Raw genomic sequence first — 14,072 nt, 5'->3', positions numbered from 1 at the left:
TTTCTTTTTGAGAAGGTTCTTTTCGTCATCATTACGGTTGATTACACAGAAGCAGTTGTTTATTATGGAATTTACATAAGTATTTATTTAAAGGAGCGAGTTATGCAAAAGTTTGAACAAGCTGTTACATATATTGAAAATGGGGAAGTAGAGAAAGGGTTACAACTATTAGCAGAACAAGTAAAACAAAGTACGGATGAAGAAAAGTACGATATTGCTCGTTATTACTATACACTAGGATTTATAGATCAAGCGCTAGAAATAACAGAAGATCTACGTTTGCTATATCCAGAAGAAAGTGAATTTACGCTATTTTTAGCAGAGTTATATATTGATTTAGATAAAGAGGATGAAGCGATTGAAGTACTTCACGATATTCCAGAGAATGATGAATTATATGTTCAATCTCTATTACTTGCATCTGATTTATATCAAATGCAAGGTTTTGATGAAGTAGCGGAACAAAAATTATTAAAAGCGAAAACGATGATGCCAGATGAGCCAGTAGTTGCTTTCGGACTTGGCGAATTGTATAGCAGTAAAGGAGAAGATAGTAAAGCAATTCCATATTATGAATCATTACTTCCAGAACACAAAGTGATGGGCGGTGTCGTTGTTCCGCTTCGTTTAGCTGAAAATTTAAGTGCACTTGGGCAATGGGATGAAGCGATTTTTTACTATGAGGAAGGTTTAGAAGAACAGAAGGACATTCATTCCTTATTTGGATTTGCGTTTACGCTATATCAAGGAGAACAGTATCAAAGAGCAATCAGTGTATGGGAAGAATTAAAAGAGTTAGATCCAGAGTATGCCTCTTTATATATGTATTTGGCGAAATGCTATGAAAAAGAAGGAATGCTTCAGGAGAGTTATGAAACGCTTCAAGAAGGAATAAAAATTGATGAATTATCGATACCGTTTTATGTAGAATTTGCTAACATCGCAGTGAAACTAGGGAGAAGAAATGAAGCGGAAGATGCGCTAAAAAAAGCGTTAGAGCTTGATCCTGCACATCTAGGTGCTACATTAAAATATTCATACATCTTAAAGGAAGAAGAAAGGTATGAAGAGATTATTACTGTTGTAGAAAAAGCTATTGATAACGGAGAAATGGACACGCAATTACTTTGGGATATTGCTTATGCGAAAAAACAATTAGAATTGTATTCAGATGCATTAAAACATTACCAAAGTGCATATACTTCTTTTAAGAATCATCCAGACTTCTTAGAGGAGTACGGCTACTTCTTGTTAGAAGAGGGATTGCGAAAAGAGGCGAAAGAAGTATTTATACGTTTATTACAACTAGATCCAACGCAAACGCATATCGAAGAATTATTATATAATTTAGAAGATTTTTCTTAAGTTGGAAGGAAACTTAATGCTGCTTCTTGAATGTAAAAAGAAAAAAGAAGGGCAGAGGAGGGATTAAGTGCGATGAATACCCCTGTTTCTGTGAACGAAAAGAAAGATTTCGTAAAATGGTTTTTAAATAATTATCAACTGAAACAGCGAGAATGTGTTTGGATTTTAAATTATTTAATGAGTCACGATCAATTAATGGATAAGGTGCATTTTGTAGAGCATGCGAAATATTGTCCGCGTGGGCTGGTGATGTCAGCAAATTGTGTGAAAGATTTACCGTTTCATTTTTATAAACAAAATGTAATGACGACTGATGCGGAAAAATCCTTTCATGATATTCGCTTAAACAGAGATGAAGATATTTATATTCAGCTTAACTTCAAGTCATCTTTTCAAAATGCGAACTATGTTGCGGTGTTAGAAGAAAATCCATATTTACCGAAGAATATCGAAGTAAATGAAAAAGATCGTTTATTAGCAGAGCGATTCTTAGAGGAAAGTGTATATTCATTTCGGAAAGAACGACTTTTGAAACGAATTGACGAGGCACTTGATACTCAAGATGAAGAAGCATTTCGCAGGTTAACAGGCGAGTTAAAACGCTTATAAACTTCTCTGTGAAAGTTAATTTTGACAATTTTTAGACTATTCCAAAGAAAAACCGTCTTTTATAGATGGTTTTTCTTTTTTTACCTTTATCTGTATGGTTTAATAGAAATAAAGTAAACTGTTTTGTAATCATATGTTTTCATTTCAATTTTTTAACATATAAGTCATATAGTTTGTTAGAGTAGGAATAAGAGGAAAAGGGGGCTATTGAGTGTGCAATGGGCTGTAGCAGATGTAGTACAATACGAAAAAACAAGAGAATATATTGATACAGGAATTATACCGCTGCTTTCAATTTCATTTGAAAAGGAAATGAAAGCAGCTGCTGTAGAAGGAGAATTTATTTCAGCTTTAACTAGAGAGCTAGAGAGGGAGTATAAAGGTAGAGTATTCTTATTACCAGCATTTACGTATGTAGAAGGAGCGTGTGCAAATGAGAGGCAACGTCTACTTGATTGGACGAACTATTTAAAAGAGAGAGGTTTGCAGCATATTGCGTTAATTACGGGTGACTTTTCTTGGAAAGAATTTGAATACGACTTAACAGAACAATTATTTTGTCTACCAGCACTACCGCTAGAACAGCTCAGTGATCAAGCGAAAAGAGAAATAATTCATACGCAAATAAAAAATATTATGGAAATATTAACTGAAAAATGGGAAAATAAATAATTAATAGAAGGTTTTAATAATTGGGATTAGTATGATATTGACCAATGTAGTAGGGTATTATATCATGATAGTGTCCTAGTCTTTATCTTTTATTTCAATTTTTCACGGGGGACAATTTCTGATAGAGGGGGGAAATTTTCGTGAGTGAGAGAGAACATAGGGTGTCAAGAAGACAGTTTTTAAACTACACTCTTACCGGTGTAGGAGGATTTATGGCGGCAGGGATTTTAATGCCGATGACGCGTTTTGCGCTTGACCCAGTTCTAAGGAAAGAAGCAGGGGGGGAGATGGTTGCAGTCGCGCAAGTGAAAGATATTACGGCTGAACCGAAACGCTTCGATTTTAAGGTAAAACAAGTTGACGGTTGGTATAAATCAGAAGAACCAAAGTCAGCGTGGGTACACAAAGAGGAAAGCGGAGACATTGTAGCATTCTCTCCAATTTGTAAGCATTTAGGATGTACAGTAAACTGGAATTCGGACAAGTCACATCCAAATCAATTTTATTGTCCGTGTCACGGGGGGCGTTATACGAAAGACGGAAAGAACGTAAAGGGAACACCACCACTTGCGCCGCTTGATGTGTATGAGTCAAAGGTGAAAGATGGAACGCTTTATTTAGGTAAAGCGAAGCCACAAGGGGGTGCAAAGTAGATGTTAAATAAAATTTATGATTGGGTAGATGAACGGCTTGATATTACGCCTTTGTGGCGCGATATTGCAGACCATGAAGTGCCGGAACATGTAAACCCAGCGCATCACTTTTCTGCCTTTGTTTACTGTTTTGGTGGTCTTACATTTTTTGTAACTGTCATTCAAATTTTATCAGGAATGTTTTTGACAATGTATTATGTACCAGATATTAAAAATGCGTGGGAATCTGTCTATTACTTACAAAATGAAGTGGCATATGGACAAATTGTTCGCGGTATGCATCACTGGGGAGCGAGTCTCGTTATCGTGATGATGTTTTTACATACACTTCGAGTTTTCTTTCAAGGTGCTTATAAAAAGCCTCGTGAATTAAACTGGATTGTCGGAGTTCTTATTTTCTTTGTTATGTTAGGATTAGGTTTTACAGGATATTTATTACCATGGGATATGAAGGCATTATTTGCAACAAAAGTAGGGATTCAAATTGCAGAACAAACACCACTTATTGGACCTTATGTAAAAACGTTGCTTGCCGGCCACTCCGAAATTGTCGGTGCCCAAACATTAACTCGCTTCTTTGCTATTCACGTATTCTTCTTGCCAGCTGCACTTCTAGGATTAATGGCAGTTCACTTCATCATGATTCGCAAACAAGGTATTTCTGGTCCACTATAAGATGTTATTTGATTTAAAGGGAGAACAGAACATAATTAAAGGAGGGAGACTATGCATCGCGGCAAAGGGATGAAGTTTGTCGGAGATTCTCGAGTACCTGCTGTTAGAAAACCGAATATTCCGAAAGATTATTCAGAATATCCAGGCAAAACAGAAGCATTTTGGCCAAACTTTTTATTAAAAGAGTGGATGGTTGGTGCCGTCTTTTTAATTGGTTATCTTTGTTTGACGGTAGCGCATCCATCGCCACTAGAAAGAATTGCAGATCCTACAGATACAGGATATATACCACTTCCAGATTGGTATTTCTTATTTCTGTATCAATTGTTAAAGTATTCTTATGCATCTGGTCCGTATACGGTCATTGGCGCATTTATTATGCCAGGCATCGCATTTGGCGCATTATTACTTGCTCCATTTCTTGACCGGGGGCCAGAACGCGGTCCGTTTAAACGTCCAGTTGCAACAGGATTTATGCTTTTAGCGTTGGCATCCATCGTTTTCCTAACGTGGGAATCTGTTGCTACGCATGACTGGGCAGCAGCGAAAAAGCAAGGTGCAATTGTAAAAACAGTACAAGTTGATAAGAATGATGACGGTTATAAAATTATGCAAAAAAATACATGTTTAACATGTCACGGTGAAAACTTGCAAGGGGGAGCAGCTGCACCAGCATTGCAAAACTTGACATTAAAGCCAGAAGAAATTGCGAAAATTGCAAAAGATGGAAAAGGTTCAATGCCAAAAGGTGTTTTTAAAGGAACAGATGAAGAGTTGAAGAAACTATCGGCATTTATTGAGAAATATAACAAAAAATAAAGTGAAACTTCCATTAGTGGGGGTCTTACTGTTCAAAATAGAAAAACTGACTACAACTTTGTAGTCAGTTTTTCTATTTTGAGCAAGGAATTTGCTATAATAAAGTAAAGCTTTTATCAGTGTGGGATTGTAGCCCGATGCATTCTTGTTACGATTCATGCATCAAAGTGATGTTCATTTTTGGAAAGTTGAGGTATTTACATTTTGGCGTTTATATATTTGTTATTAAGACAACGTTCTTTTCTATGGCTTTTGCTTATTATTAATATTTTGGGGACGATTTACGGATACATTTGGTATAAAAGCCAATTGATAGAAACGCCGGCTATTTTTTGGCCGTTTGTTCCAGATAGTCCGACTGCAAGTTTGTTTTTTGTTTTTGTATTAATTGCATTTATACAAAAGAAAAATTGGGGTCTAATGGAAGCGTTAGCAGTTGTGACATTGGTCAAATATGGGATTTGGGCAGTTGTAGTAAATGTATTAACTCTTATTATAACCGGTTATATTGGAATAGAAGGATATATACTCATTGTTTTTCATCTTGCAATGGCTGTACAAGGACTTTTATACGCACCATTTTATCGAATGAAATATTGGCATTTTATGATTGCAGTTATATGGACATTGCATAATGATGTTGTGGATTATTTATGGGGACAAATGCCGAAATACAGTGTCATGTATATGTATGACCGACAAATTGGCTATTTTACATTTTGGCTTAGTATCGTTGTTTTAGCTACTACATATTATTTTTGTCTAAGAGAGAAAAGACTAACGTTTTCTTTATAAAGTGAAACTTCTATCAGTGGGGGTCGGGTTATCCCCTACTGATGGTTAGTTGAACCAATCGAGCTTTTATGGGCAGTTACCCCTCCCAACTATCTTCTTTGTTTCCCTTTGTATCTTGAGGTGGGGTTCTTACTGCCCGTTAAAGCGGGATAAATAAAAAATAGGGAATGGGGAAGATGAATGAGTTCACATAGCGTATATTCAAAAATTTGGAATGGAGTTTTATTATGCATTGTTCCTTTTTGTATCGCCTTTTGTATTTTTTCAATAGCAGTCATGTGTGTTGTATATGGGAAAGAAATTTATTACATAGAGATTGATATGTTAAATATTCCTGAAACAGCAAGTATGACAAAAGAAGTAATTATTCAAAATTATAATGCGCTTATTACTTATTTTTCTCCTTTTTATAATAAACCATTACATTTCCCAACTTTAGATATGTCCGAGAAGGGAAGAATTCATTTTGTTGATGTGAAAAATATTCTTGTTGCAATTCAATATGCTATGTATATAAGTATTTGTATCTCTTTTAGCGGGGGAGTCTATCTTATACGGAAACAAAAGGAAAAGTTTTTGTTGTATGCAGGGGTTCTTACAATTGTATTTCCAATCGTACTCATACTCCCAATCGCAATCAATTTTGAAAAGAGTTTTGTATTTTTTCATAAACTTCTCTTTCAAAACGATTATTGGTTGTTTGATCCAGAGACTGATCCTATTATTCGTATGTTACCAGAGCAATTCTTTATGCATGCTGCCTGTATCATTTTATTACTTATTTTATTTGGGAGTGCTTGTTGTTATTTTCTATATCGTTTTTTTATGAAAAAGAGAGAATTGCATGTAGGAGGTTACAACAGCTAAAATAAAATTACCAAGAATCTATGGGAAATATTGTATATTAACTTTTGTTTGATAACATAAACCTCTCACTTTAACATATTTCCAAAAGAATTCCCCTTCCTCAAGGAATGAGAAGAGCGAAGCCTAATGAGTAGGGAGGGGATGAATTTTGATTGGCATAAGCCAAAGGAATGAAAAAGGAATTTTTTCAAATCAGATAGAATGTATGTAAAGAATATTTTTGGTCTCAAAGTTATTGTTTGCTGACTGTAGGCGGTGCACTATTAAAAGTTCTAAGACAATACATCGAAACACAAGGATAAAACTAGCGGGGGGTGATGACAATGTTGTTGAATCAAAAATATGAAATCTTTCCAACAGAAGTGCAAAAAGAAGTGTTAGACCGTTGGCTACAATATTGTCGTCAAACCTACAATTCTGCCTTGCTAGACAAAGAACGGAAATATAAGCAAAACAAAGAAAATTACGATCGTTATGATATGCAAAGACAACTTACATTGGACAAGAAGACGTATCCTTTTCTAAAAGAAATGCCTTCTCAGCCGCTACAAGAAGTTTTTGCACGTCTGAAAAAAGCATTTGATCATTTCTTTCGTAAAGATGCAAAATATCCAAAACAGAAAAAATATAAAGACTACAATAGTATGACGTTTCCACAATTCGGATTCAAACGAAACGAAAAGCATCGTTATGCTATGTCCTTCTCTGATAACGGTAAATTATACAATACAAAGCTAGGAGAAATAGATATCCTATCCACAGACCACTCTAAGGAATAATCAAGCAACTGATTCTCAAACGCCAAGGGAAAAGATGGTACGCTATTTTCTGTGTCGAAAGACAAGTGGTACCATCTGATATCGATACCAATCGTTCGATAGGAATTGACGTGGGATTACATAAGTATGCCGTTCTTTCTAATGGTTCAGAGTTTGAAAACCCTAGATTTCTCCGTGAAAAAGAAACACAACTACAGAAAGCACAGCGAAAACTTTCTAAGAAGAAAAAAGGTTCTGCAAACTTCATAAAACAGGCCGAGCGTGTTCGAAAGCTACATGAAAAAGTAGCGAACCAGCGCAGGGATTTTCTTCATAAACTTAGTTACAATCTTGCGAAAGAGTATTCCGTTATCGTTGTAGAAAATCTGAACATTCGTAACATGGTTAGAAACAGAAAATTATCGAAGTCTATTTCTGATGCGGGATGGGGTATGTTTCGAAACATGCTTGCTTACAAATGTGAAAATCATGGCGGTGTACTCATCAAAGTAGAACCAAAATATACTTCACAAGACTGTTCTGTTTGTGGGAATCGTGTAAAGAAGTCTCTATCTATTCGTACTCACATTTGTACAAAGTGCGGAATGATATTAGATAGAGACTATAATGCGAGCCTGAACATCCTACAAAAAGGATTAGAAGAACTGCTTATCACAAACTAAAGTCTACAAACTGTAGGGCAAGGTTATGTCCGAACAGTATAATCTACGCCTGTGGAGATTGTGTAAGACGTAGTGGGTTCCCCCCCACTACGCAATGGTCTATGAAACAGGAAGCCCCTTCTTCAATCAGGCCGTAAGGTGGATAAGGAGGGGTTATTCACTTGGGATAGGTTCAAGGTCTATTCTTGTCCACTAGTTCATATATTGAACTAGAAGCTATAGGGGGGACAAGAATGAAAAAAGTATTAGCTGGAATCATAGCGTTTATGTTTATATTGTTTCCTATTCGGATATATGCAGCTACATGGAATGAGCTAAATGGATTATTAGATGACTCGCTCCTATTTGTAAAACAAGAAGAGTATGACAAAGCGACGCAACTGTTAACATATTTTTCAAAGCAATTTTTAACGGTCAATCAAAAAAAGAAAATAGCACCGGAGCATATTCGCGTGATTTCTCTTGCTTATGATAGAGCATTACAATCATTAGAAGGACAAGGAACTGATAAACAAATTAAAATAGATGATGTGCTCGCACTTCGCCTTGTGTTAGATGCTGAAATATCAGAATATCAGCCGCTTTGGATGGAACGGGAAGAAAATATAATGAGTACATTTGGAAAAATGGAAAATGCAATGCAAAAGGAAGAACATGATCGTTTTCAACAAGCATTAAATGTATTTTTGCACGAATTTGATATTATTTATCCAAGTTTAATGATTGCCTTACCGGAGGAACAGTTGCAACGTGTGAATTCTCATTTGTCGTATCTAGATGAATTTCGTCATATGATGATCCGAAATAAGAGCGGCCAAACACAAGTGAAGATTATAAAAGATGACATAAAGAAAATTTTTCGCACGGCGAAAAAGGATGAGATAGATTCTTCGCTTATATGGTTTATGACTGTAACAGGAGGTATTATTATTTTTACATTAACGTATGTTGGTTGGAGAAAATATAAAGGGGAAAAAGAGAAACAAAAAAGTACACTGCATTCAAAAAATAGATAAGTTTGTTTTCAAACGAAGTGAAATATAGAAACGATGTTGTAAGGTTTCTTTGTTGACAATGTTATGGGAAGAAAATAGAATGGTTATTACTATACAACAAAATTTTATGGGAGGTTCATGATGGGTTTTTACTTGATTTACTTTGCTATCATCATGATCATACCGATGTATGCACAATCTAGAGTACGCAGCGCATATAGTAAATACTCACAAGTGTATTCAACTTCTGGTATGACCGGAGCGGAAGTGGCTCGTAAGATTTTAGATGAGAATGGTTTGTACAATGTAGCGGTAGAAGAAACGCCAGGGCATTTATCGGACCACTATGACCCAAGATCGAAAACAGTTCGTTTATCGACGAACAACTATTATAGTCATTCTGTTGCTGGTACAGCGGTAGCTGCACACGAAGTTGGGCATGCGATTCAAGATGCAAAAGATTATAACTTTATGCGTTTCCGTCATGCACTTGTTCCTGTCGCAAATTTTGGCTCAAACATGTCGTGGGTTTTTATTATGATTGGTATGTTTGCGCATATGGCAAATTTGTTGTTATTAGGAATTATTTTGATAGCAGGCGGGGTATTATTCCAGCTTGTTACATTACCAGTTGAATTTGATGCATCAAAACGGGCAATGAAGCAAATTGAAGCGCTTGGTATTGTAACAACGGATGAATATGGTCAAGCTCGTAAAGTATTAAATGCAGCAGCTCTTACGTATGTCGCAGCAGCGGCCGTTGCAGTATTTGAACTGCTTCGTCTTGTATTAATTTATACAGGAATGCAACGTAATGATGATTAAAGGCTATCGAATTTGATAGCCTTTTTATTTTGTATTTTTGTTTTCATGATTATAACAGGATAAAAGATGAAAGTATAACATGCAAGAGGTGATAAACATGAAATATCCAGAGCTATTAGTAAAGCAAGCGAGAGAGCGAATGTCTCCCTATCCTGTTGAAGGCTTTTTATATGGACAAGGACCACAAAATCCCAAAATGATGCTTGTAGGAGAAGCGCCGGGTGAAACAGAAATTCATAACGGGATACCTTTTAGCGGAAGAGCTGGTAAGCAGCTTATGGATTTTTTAAAACGGATTAATGTAACAAGAGAAGAAGTATACATTACGAGTGCAGTGCGTAGCCGGCCATATAAATGGGGGGAGAAACGAGAACGGAACGGAGAAATCGTGAAGCGTAAATATAATCGTACGCCAAATCAGCAGGAAATACTTGCTCATGCTTCGATTTTAGATTACGAAATTGAGCATATTCATGCACCTATTATTGTTACACTAGGAAACATTGCACTAAAACGTTTAGCTGGTTCAGACAAAAAGGTGTCAGAGATGCATGGTCAAATGTTTACGCAACCTGTTCGGCGACTAGCAGATCCTAATAGCACAACCTATACGTGGACAGAGAAAACCTATACAATTTTCCCGACATTTCACCCCGCTTCCATTTTTTATAATCGCAGTTTATTGGATTTGATTTATGAGGATTTAGAAAAGTTGAGGGAGCATATTTAGTTTCATTTTTCGATATCTAAGTCGCTACTATGCAAAATACAATAGAATCTACATTCACTTTCTCCTTTTTTTAAAACATGGCATGTGGCAGGAAAAGGCTCTGGCCGCTTCTATGCACGGCCAGATGCTCTCTCCCCCTAAAAAGAGAGGGGGGTCTTGGTTTTTTTATTGGCATTTATATGTTAAGCTACCTCCTTTATCGTTATGCTATTGTTTCATAATCCAATATTATTGTCTTCTTTCTTTTCTTGTAAGTTTAGTATTTGTTTTACGTTGAGAATTAAAGGAATCTAACTTGTTTTGTTGCTTTTTTAGGTCAAAATAAAAATAAAGATATACACCATATATACCAAACACAACAGCCAATAAAGAAAAGACTAAAATTAAGAGGATTGCTAAACCATTTTGCGATAATGAACCTATACATATCTGTCCAATAATATATCCTAGTCCTGAAAAATAAACAATTGGAGAAATTTTTATGTTGTTTGTTTCTTCATTGTTTAATCGTCTTAAAAAACTTGTTATCCCAAGAGAGATTAGTTTATAAATTGTAAAAATGTAAAGCGAAAAAGTAACAATAAAAAAAAGCGGTGTTTCAATCTTAATAAAAGTATAAGCAAACTTTTGAATCACTATAAAACTTCCAAAAGAAAAAGTTGCTCCCATGAATCCATTATATAATATATGTACTAATCTTAACTCATGTGGTTTATAAAAAAATACCCAAATACCCCATATATTAGATATCAAAAGAAAAGGTAAAATTATATATAAATATATGGTAAAGGTCGGAGGAAATAAAAATGGTGTTGAGATCATAAAGTTAATAACAACCCACACCATAATGACACTTGATCTAACACTAAAGGGCATCAATGTTTGAATAATTTGTTCTGTGCTTTTTCCGTGATATTTTTCCATATTCATCTCCCAAGAAAATTAAAAGATTTTATCTAATATAATTTCGATTCCAGATTTAATTCGACCTTTTACCGAATCCTGTTTGCTATCATGATTCCAATCATTGTTTCATGATTAAACATACTAGTTAATACATATATTTCTTTACTTGATAACATAAGAGTCTCAGTAGTCAAATAGTCCCACTCCCTAACTTAATATATAATCTCCAGGAAATATAATGCAATAAAAAAATAGTTCAATATAGTAATAATTAGTTTTTGAAATCATAAGAATTCTAAAAGTACGACGGGTAAAGTAACTCAATGAAGGCTTTTTAGGATAACAAAAAACAAAATTTTTCTTTTAAAATTCAAAAAGACAAGAAAAGCTCTCATATTCGAAAGCTTTTCTTGTCTTTTGTTTAGAAAAAAATGAGCGATTTCGAAGAATCTTCTTCATTAATTATGTAACGGGTTTTTATTCTCATCCAGCGTAAATCCTTCACCAACTACGTCATGTACGTCACTTACTGCAACGAAAGCATGAGGATCAACAGATGTAATAATACTTTTCAGTTTTACAATTTCATTTTTTGCAACCACGCAATATAAAACGTGTCGTTCCATTTTTGTATATGTACCGATTCCTTTTAAGAAAGTTGCTCCGCGGTCCATCTCTGATAAAATTTTTTCGGCAATTTCATCATTTTTCTCAGATATAATTGTTGCTCCTTTTGCAGCGTAGGCTCCTTCTTGCATAAAATCAATGACTTTTGCACCGATAAAGACAGCAACTAATGTATACATTCCTTCTCGGTATGATAAATATGTAAGGATTGATAAGATAATGACAACGGCATCAAACATAAACATCGTTTTTCCCATACTCCAGCCGATATATTTATGTGCTAACCGTGCAATAATATCAACACCACCTGTTGTGCCGCCATACTTGAAAATAATCCCTAATCCAACCCCGATAAATAAACCAGCAAACAAAGCGGCAAGTGTCATATCATTTTGTAAGTTTAAATGTAAATTTAACGCATCATAACGCTGGAAAACCCAAAGAAATAATGAAACACTAAACGTCCCAATTAATGTGTACAAAAATGTTGTACGACCGAGCATTTTCCAACCGATAAAAAAGATTGGTATATTTAAGAGCAAGTTTGTATAGGAAGGATCAAGTGAAAATAGAAAGTAAAGCAGCAATGTAATCCCAGTAAAACCGCCTTCTGCTAAATGGTTTTCAATATTAATATTGACGATGCCAAATGAGAAAATAGCAGAACCAACTAGAATGAAAAGAATGTTTTCAATTTTTAAATTTAATTTCATGCGAATCCCCCTAGTATGTAGTAATGATCTTAGCTTGTTCTTATGGATAGTATACGTAATATATAGAAAAATTGGCAAGAAAACTTCACACATAGTAAGCATGGAGAAAGAGGGAATCGTCCTTTCAAAGTCAGAAGGGAATCAGTATCCTCAAAAATGCGATAAATAAGCGATAACATTTGTCAAATCGTTATGAATTGGCTAACATGATAATGGAAGGATTAGAGGTGAATAACATGGAACAAAAAACAATGAAAGATATGCAAAAGGAAGTAGATGCATATATTGGTCAATTTAAAGAAGGATACTTTAGTCCGTTGGCGATGCTAGCTCGTTTGACAGAAGAGATGGGAGAGCTTGCGAGAGAAATTAATCATTATTATGGTGAAAAGCCAAAGAAAAGCACAGAAAAAGAGCGTACAATTGAAGAAGAGCTTGGCGATGTGTTATTTGTGATGATTTGCATGGCAAATAGTTTAAACATTGATTTAGAAACGGCTCATAATATAGTTATGGAAAAGTTTAATACGCGTGATAAAGATCGCTGGACGCGTAAAGAAGAGGGAGAGAAAGAGAAATGAAAGAGATTAAAGTAATTATTGCAGGGCCAAGAGGACGTATGGGCCAAGAGGCGGTACTTCTTATGGAAAGAACACCGCATTTCAATTTAGTTGCTGCTGTTGATTATAAACATGGTGGAAAGAAAATTTCTGATATTGCTGGATTACCTAACATAGATGCTCCAATTTATACAGATTTACATACTTGTTTAGATGAAGTAGAAGCCGATGTTTTACTAGATTTAACAACACCGGAAATTGGAAAAAAACATGTAACACTTGCAGTAGAGCGAGGCATTCGTTCTGTTATCGGAACAACAGGTTTTACAGAAGAAGAATTACAACATTTAACAGAAAATGCAAAAGAAAAACAAGTTGGTACGATCATTGCGCCAAACTTTGCAGTTGGAGCTGTTTTAATGATGAAATTCTCGCAAATGGCAGCGAAATATTTCCAAGATGTTGAGGTTATTGAATTACATCACGACCAAAAATTAGATGCTCCGTCTGGCACAGCTGTGAAAACAGTGGATTTAATTCGTCAAAATCGTGAGCCAAAACAGCAAGGGCATCCAAATGAAACAGAACAACTAGAAGGTGCACGCGGTGCAAATGTTGATGGTATCCATATTCATAGCGTACGTTTACCAGGATTAATTGCGCATCAAGAAGTACTATTTGGCGGAGATGGACAAATGTTAACAATTCGCCATGATTCCTTTAACCGTGCATCATTTATGTCAGGAGTAAAACTTTCTATTGAAACAGTGATGAACTTAGATCATCTTGTATATGGTTTAGAAAATATTATTGACTAAAG

The 14,072-nt window shown here is 35.3% G+C and carries 15 protein-coding genes and 2 pseudogenes; 15 read left to right on the top strand and 2 right to left on the bottom strand.

The genetic code is table 11. The annotated features are described in order from the left end of the window. The first annotated feature begins 102 nt into the window (after positions 1-102). The 13 genes and pseudogenes from ACIGHG_RS00370 to ACIGHG_RS00310 all read left to right on the top strand — a co-directional run bounded on the left by ACIGHG_RS00370 (position 103) and on the right by ACIGHG_RS00310 (position 10,446). The gene (locus ACIGHG_RS00370) at positions 103-1,365 is read left to right on the top strand and encodes a tetratricopeptide repeat protein (RefSeq protein WP_396546636.1); all 1,263 of its coding nucleotides are present in this window, start codon (positions 103-105) and stop codon (positions 1,363-1,365) included. A 72-nt stretch (positions 1,366-1,437) separates the two neighbouring features. After that, positions 1,438-1,974: a ReoY family proteolytic degradation factor gene (locus ACIGHG_RS00365; RefSeq protein WP_090912547.1), complete on the top strand. Its 537-nt coding sequence runs from the start codon at positions 1,438-1,440 to the stop codon at positions 1,972-1,974. A gap of 213 nt (positions 1,975-2,187) precedes the next feature. Continuing rightward, positions 2,188-2,646, top strand: coding sequence for a YpiF family protein (locus tag ACIGHG_RS00360; protein ID WP_396546634.1), 459 nt, complete (start codon positions 2,188-2,190; stop codon positions 2,644-2,646). A gap of 140 nt (positions 2,647-2,786) precedes the next feature. Then, the gene (gene qcrA / locus ACIGHG_RS00355) at positions 2,787-3,299 is read left to right on the top strand and encodes a menaquinol-cytochrome c reductase iron-sulfur subunit (RefSeq protein ID WP_090912543.1); all 513 of its coding nucleotides are present in this window, start codon (positions 2,787-2,789) and stop codon (positions 3,297-3,299) included. Continuing rightward, a complete protein-coding gene (gene qcrB / locus ACIGHG_RS00350) occupies positions 3,300-3,974 on the top strand; it encodes a menaquinol-cytochrome c reductase cytochrome b subunit (protein WP_020059592.1) in 675 nt (224 codons plus the stop codon). It begins immediately after the preceding gene. A gap of 51 nt (positions 3,975-4,025) precedes the next feature. Then, the gene (locus ACIGHG_RS00345; RefSeq protein WP_336471640.1) at positions 4,026-4,793 is read left to right on the top strand and encodes a menaquinol-cytochrome c reductase cytochrome b/c subunit; all 768 of its coding nucleotides are present in this window, start codon (positions 4,026-4,028) and stop codon (positions 4,791-4,793) included. 204 nt (positions 4,794-4,997) lie between these two features. After that, on the top strand, positions 4,998-5,588 hold the full coding sequence (gene lhaT / locus ACIGHG_RS00340; RefSeq protein ID WP_336471641.1) for a lipoprotein heptaprenylglyceryl N-acetyltransferase LhaT: 591 nt from the start codon (positions 4,998-5,000) through the stop codon (positions 5,586-5,588). A 180-nt stretch (positions 5,589-5,768) separates the two neighbouring features. Beyond that, the gene (locus tag ACIGHG_RS00335; protein ID WP_336471642.1) at positions 5,769-6,455 is read left to right on the top strand and encodes a TIGR01906 family membrane protein; all 687 of its coding nucleotides are present in this window, start codon (positions 5,769-5,771) and stop codon (positions 6,453-6,455) included. A 170-nt stretch (positions 6,456-6,625) separates the two neighbouring features. Then, positions 6,626-6,757, top strand: a pseudogene (locus ACIGHG_RS00330) (transposase); the annotation flags it as partial. A 15-nt stretch (positions 6,758-6,772) separates the two neighbouring features. Beyond that, positions 6,773-7,896: pseudogene (locus ACIGHG_RS00325) on the top strand (RNA-guided endonuclease InsQ/TnpB family protein). A 233-nt stretch (positions 7,897-8,129) separates the two neighbouring features. Continuing rightward, positions 8,130-8,912, top strand: a complete 783-nt coding sequence (ypjB, locus tag ACIGHG_RS00320) for a sporulation protein YpjB (protein WP_396546631.1) — start codon at positions 8,130-8,132, stop codon at positions 8,910-8,912. A gap of 120 nt (positions 8,913-9,032) precedes the next feature. Continuing rightward, the gene (locus tag ACIGHG_RS00315; RefSeq protein WP_090912533.1) at positions 9,033-9,716 is read left to right on the top strand and encodes a zinc metallopeptidase; all 684 of its coding nucleotides are present in this window, start codon (positions 9,033-9,035) and stop codon (positions 9,714-9,716) included. Between the two features lie 79 nt (positions 9,717-9,795). Beyond that, positions 9,796-10,446: a uracil-DNA glycosylase gene (locus tag ACIGHG_RS00310; RefSeq protein WP_396546629.1), complete on the top strand. Its 651-nt coding sequence runs from the start codon at positions 9,796-9,798 to the stop codon at positions 10,444-10,446. Between the two features lie 228 nt (positions 10,447-10,674). Here ACIGHG_RS00310 and ACIGHG_RS00305 read toward each other — a convergent pair whose 3' ends face one another. Together ACIGHG_RS00305 and ACIGHG_RS00300 are read right to left on the bottom strand one after the other, a co-directional pair. Next, positions 10,675-11,370: a hypothetical protein gene (locus tag ACIGHG_RS00305; protein WP_396546627.1), complete on the bottom strand. Its 696-nt coding sequence runs from the start codon at positions 11,368-11,370 to the stop codon at positions 10,675-10,677. Positions 11,371-11,810: 440 nt separating this feature from the next. Then, positions 11,811-12,692, bottom strand: a complete 882-nt coding sequence (locus ACIGHG_RS00300; protein WP_336471646.1) for a YitT family protein — start codon at positions 12,690-12,692, stop codon at positions 11,811-11,813. Positions 12,693-12,928: 236 nt separating this feature from the next. On the opposite strand from ACIGHG_RS00300, the gene ACIGHG_RS00295 reads away from it, so the two are divergent. Together ACIGHG_RS00295 and dapB are read left to right on the top strand one after the other, a co-directional pair. Next, on the top strand, positions 12,929-13,273 hold the full coding sequence (locus tag ACIGHG_RS00295; RefSeq protein ID WP_090912523.1) for a nucleotide pyrophosphohydrolase: 345 nt from the start codon (positions 12,929-12,931) through the stop codon (positions 13,271-13,273). After that, on the top strand, positions 13,270-14,070 hold the full coding sequence (dapB, locus tag ACIGHG_RS00290; RefSeq protein ID WP_090912522.1) for a 4-hydroxy-tetrahydrodipicolinate reductase: 801 nt from the start codon (positions 13,270-13,272) through the stop codon (positions 14,068-14,070). Before ACIGHG_RS00295 ends, dapB begins: the two co-directional genes overlap by 4 nt. Positions 14,071-14,072: the final 2 nt, after the last annotated feature.

It is taken from the genome of Bacillus sp. NPDC077411 (genome assembly GCF_044543425.1).
GTDB lineage: Bacteria > Bacillota > Bacilli > Bacillales > Bacillaceae_G > Bacillus_A > Bacillus_A bruguierae.
The sequence above is the reverse complement of the archived record's forward strand: the minus strand, read 5'-3'. Positions and strand labels throughout refer to the sequence as shown.

Excerpts from the sequence above, each read along its gene's own strand:
- qcrB (WP_020059592.1), top strand. The coding sequence starts at position 3,300 with ATGTTAAATAAAATTTATGATTGGGTAGATGAACGGCTTGATATTACG.
- ACIGHG_RS00305 (WP_396546627.1), bottom strand. The coding sequence starts at position 11,370 with ATGGAAAAATATCACGGAAAAAGCACAGAACAAATTATTCAAACATTG.
- ACIGHG_RS00310 (WP_396546629.1), top strand. The coding sequence starts at position 9,796 with ATGCAAGAGGTGATAAACATGAAATATCCAGAGCTATTAGTAAAGCAA.
- ACIGHG_RS00345 (WP_336471640.1), top strand. The coding sequence starts at position 4,026 with ATGCATCGCGGCAAAGGGATGAAGTTTGTCGGAGATTCTCGAGTACCT.
- ypjB (WP_396546631.1), top strand. The coding sequence starts at position 8,130 with ATGAAAAAAGTATTAGCTGGAATCATAGCGTTTATGTTTATATTGTTT.
- ACIGHG_RS00365 (WP_090912547.1), top strand. The coding sequence starts at position 1,438 with ATGAATACCCCTGTTTCTGTGAACGAAAAGAAAGATTTCGTAAAATGG.
- ACIGHG_RS00370 (WP_396546636.1), top strand. The coding sequence starts at position 103 with ATGCAAAAGTTTGAACAAGCTGTTACATATATTGAAAATGGGGAAGTA.
- ACIGHG_RS00335 (WP_336471642.1), top strand. The coding sequence starts at position 5,769 with ATGAGTTCACATAGCGTATATTCAAAAATTTGGAATGGAGTTTTATTA.
- ACIGHG_RS00295 (WP_090912523.1), top strand. The coding sequence starts at position 12,929 with ATGGAACAAAAAACAATGAAAGATATGCAAAAGGAAGTAGATGCATAT.
- dapB (WP_090912522.1), top strand. The coding sequence starts at position 13,270 with ATGAAAGAGATTAAAGTAATTATTGCAGGGCCAAGAGGACGTATGGGC.
- ACIGHG_RS00315 (WP_090912533.1), top strand. The coding sequence starts at position 9,033 with ATGGGTTTTTACTTGATTTACTTTGCTATCATCATGATCATACCGATG.
- ACIGHG_RS00300 (WP_336471646.1), bottom strand. The coding sequence starts at position 12,692 with ATGAAATTAAATTTAAAAATTGAAAACATTCTTTTCATTCTAGTTGGT.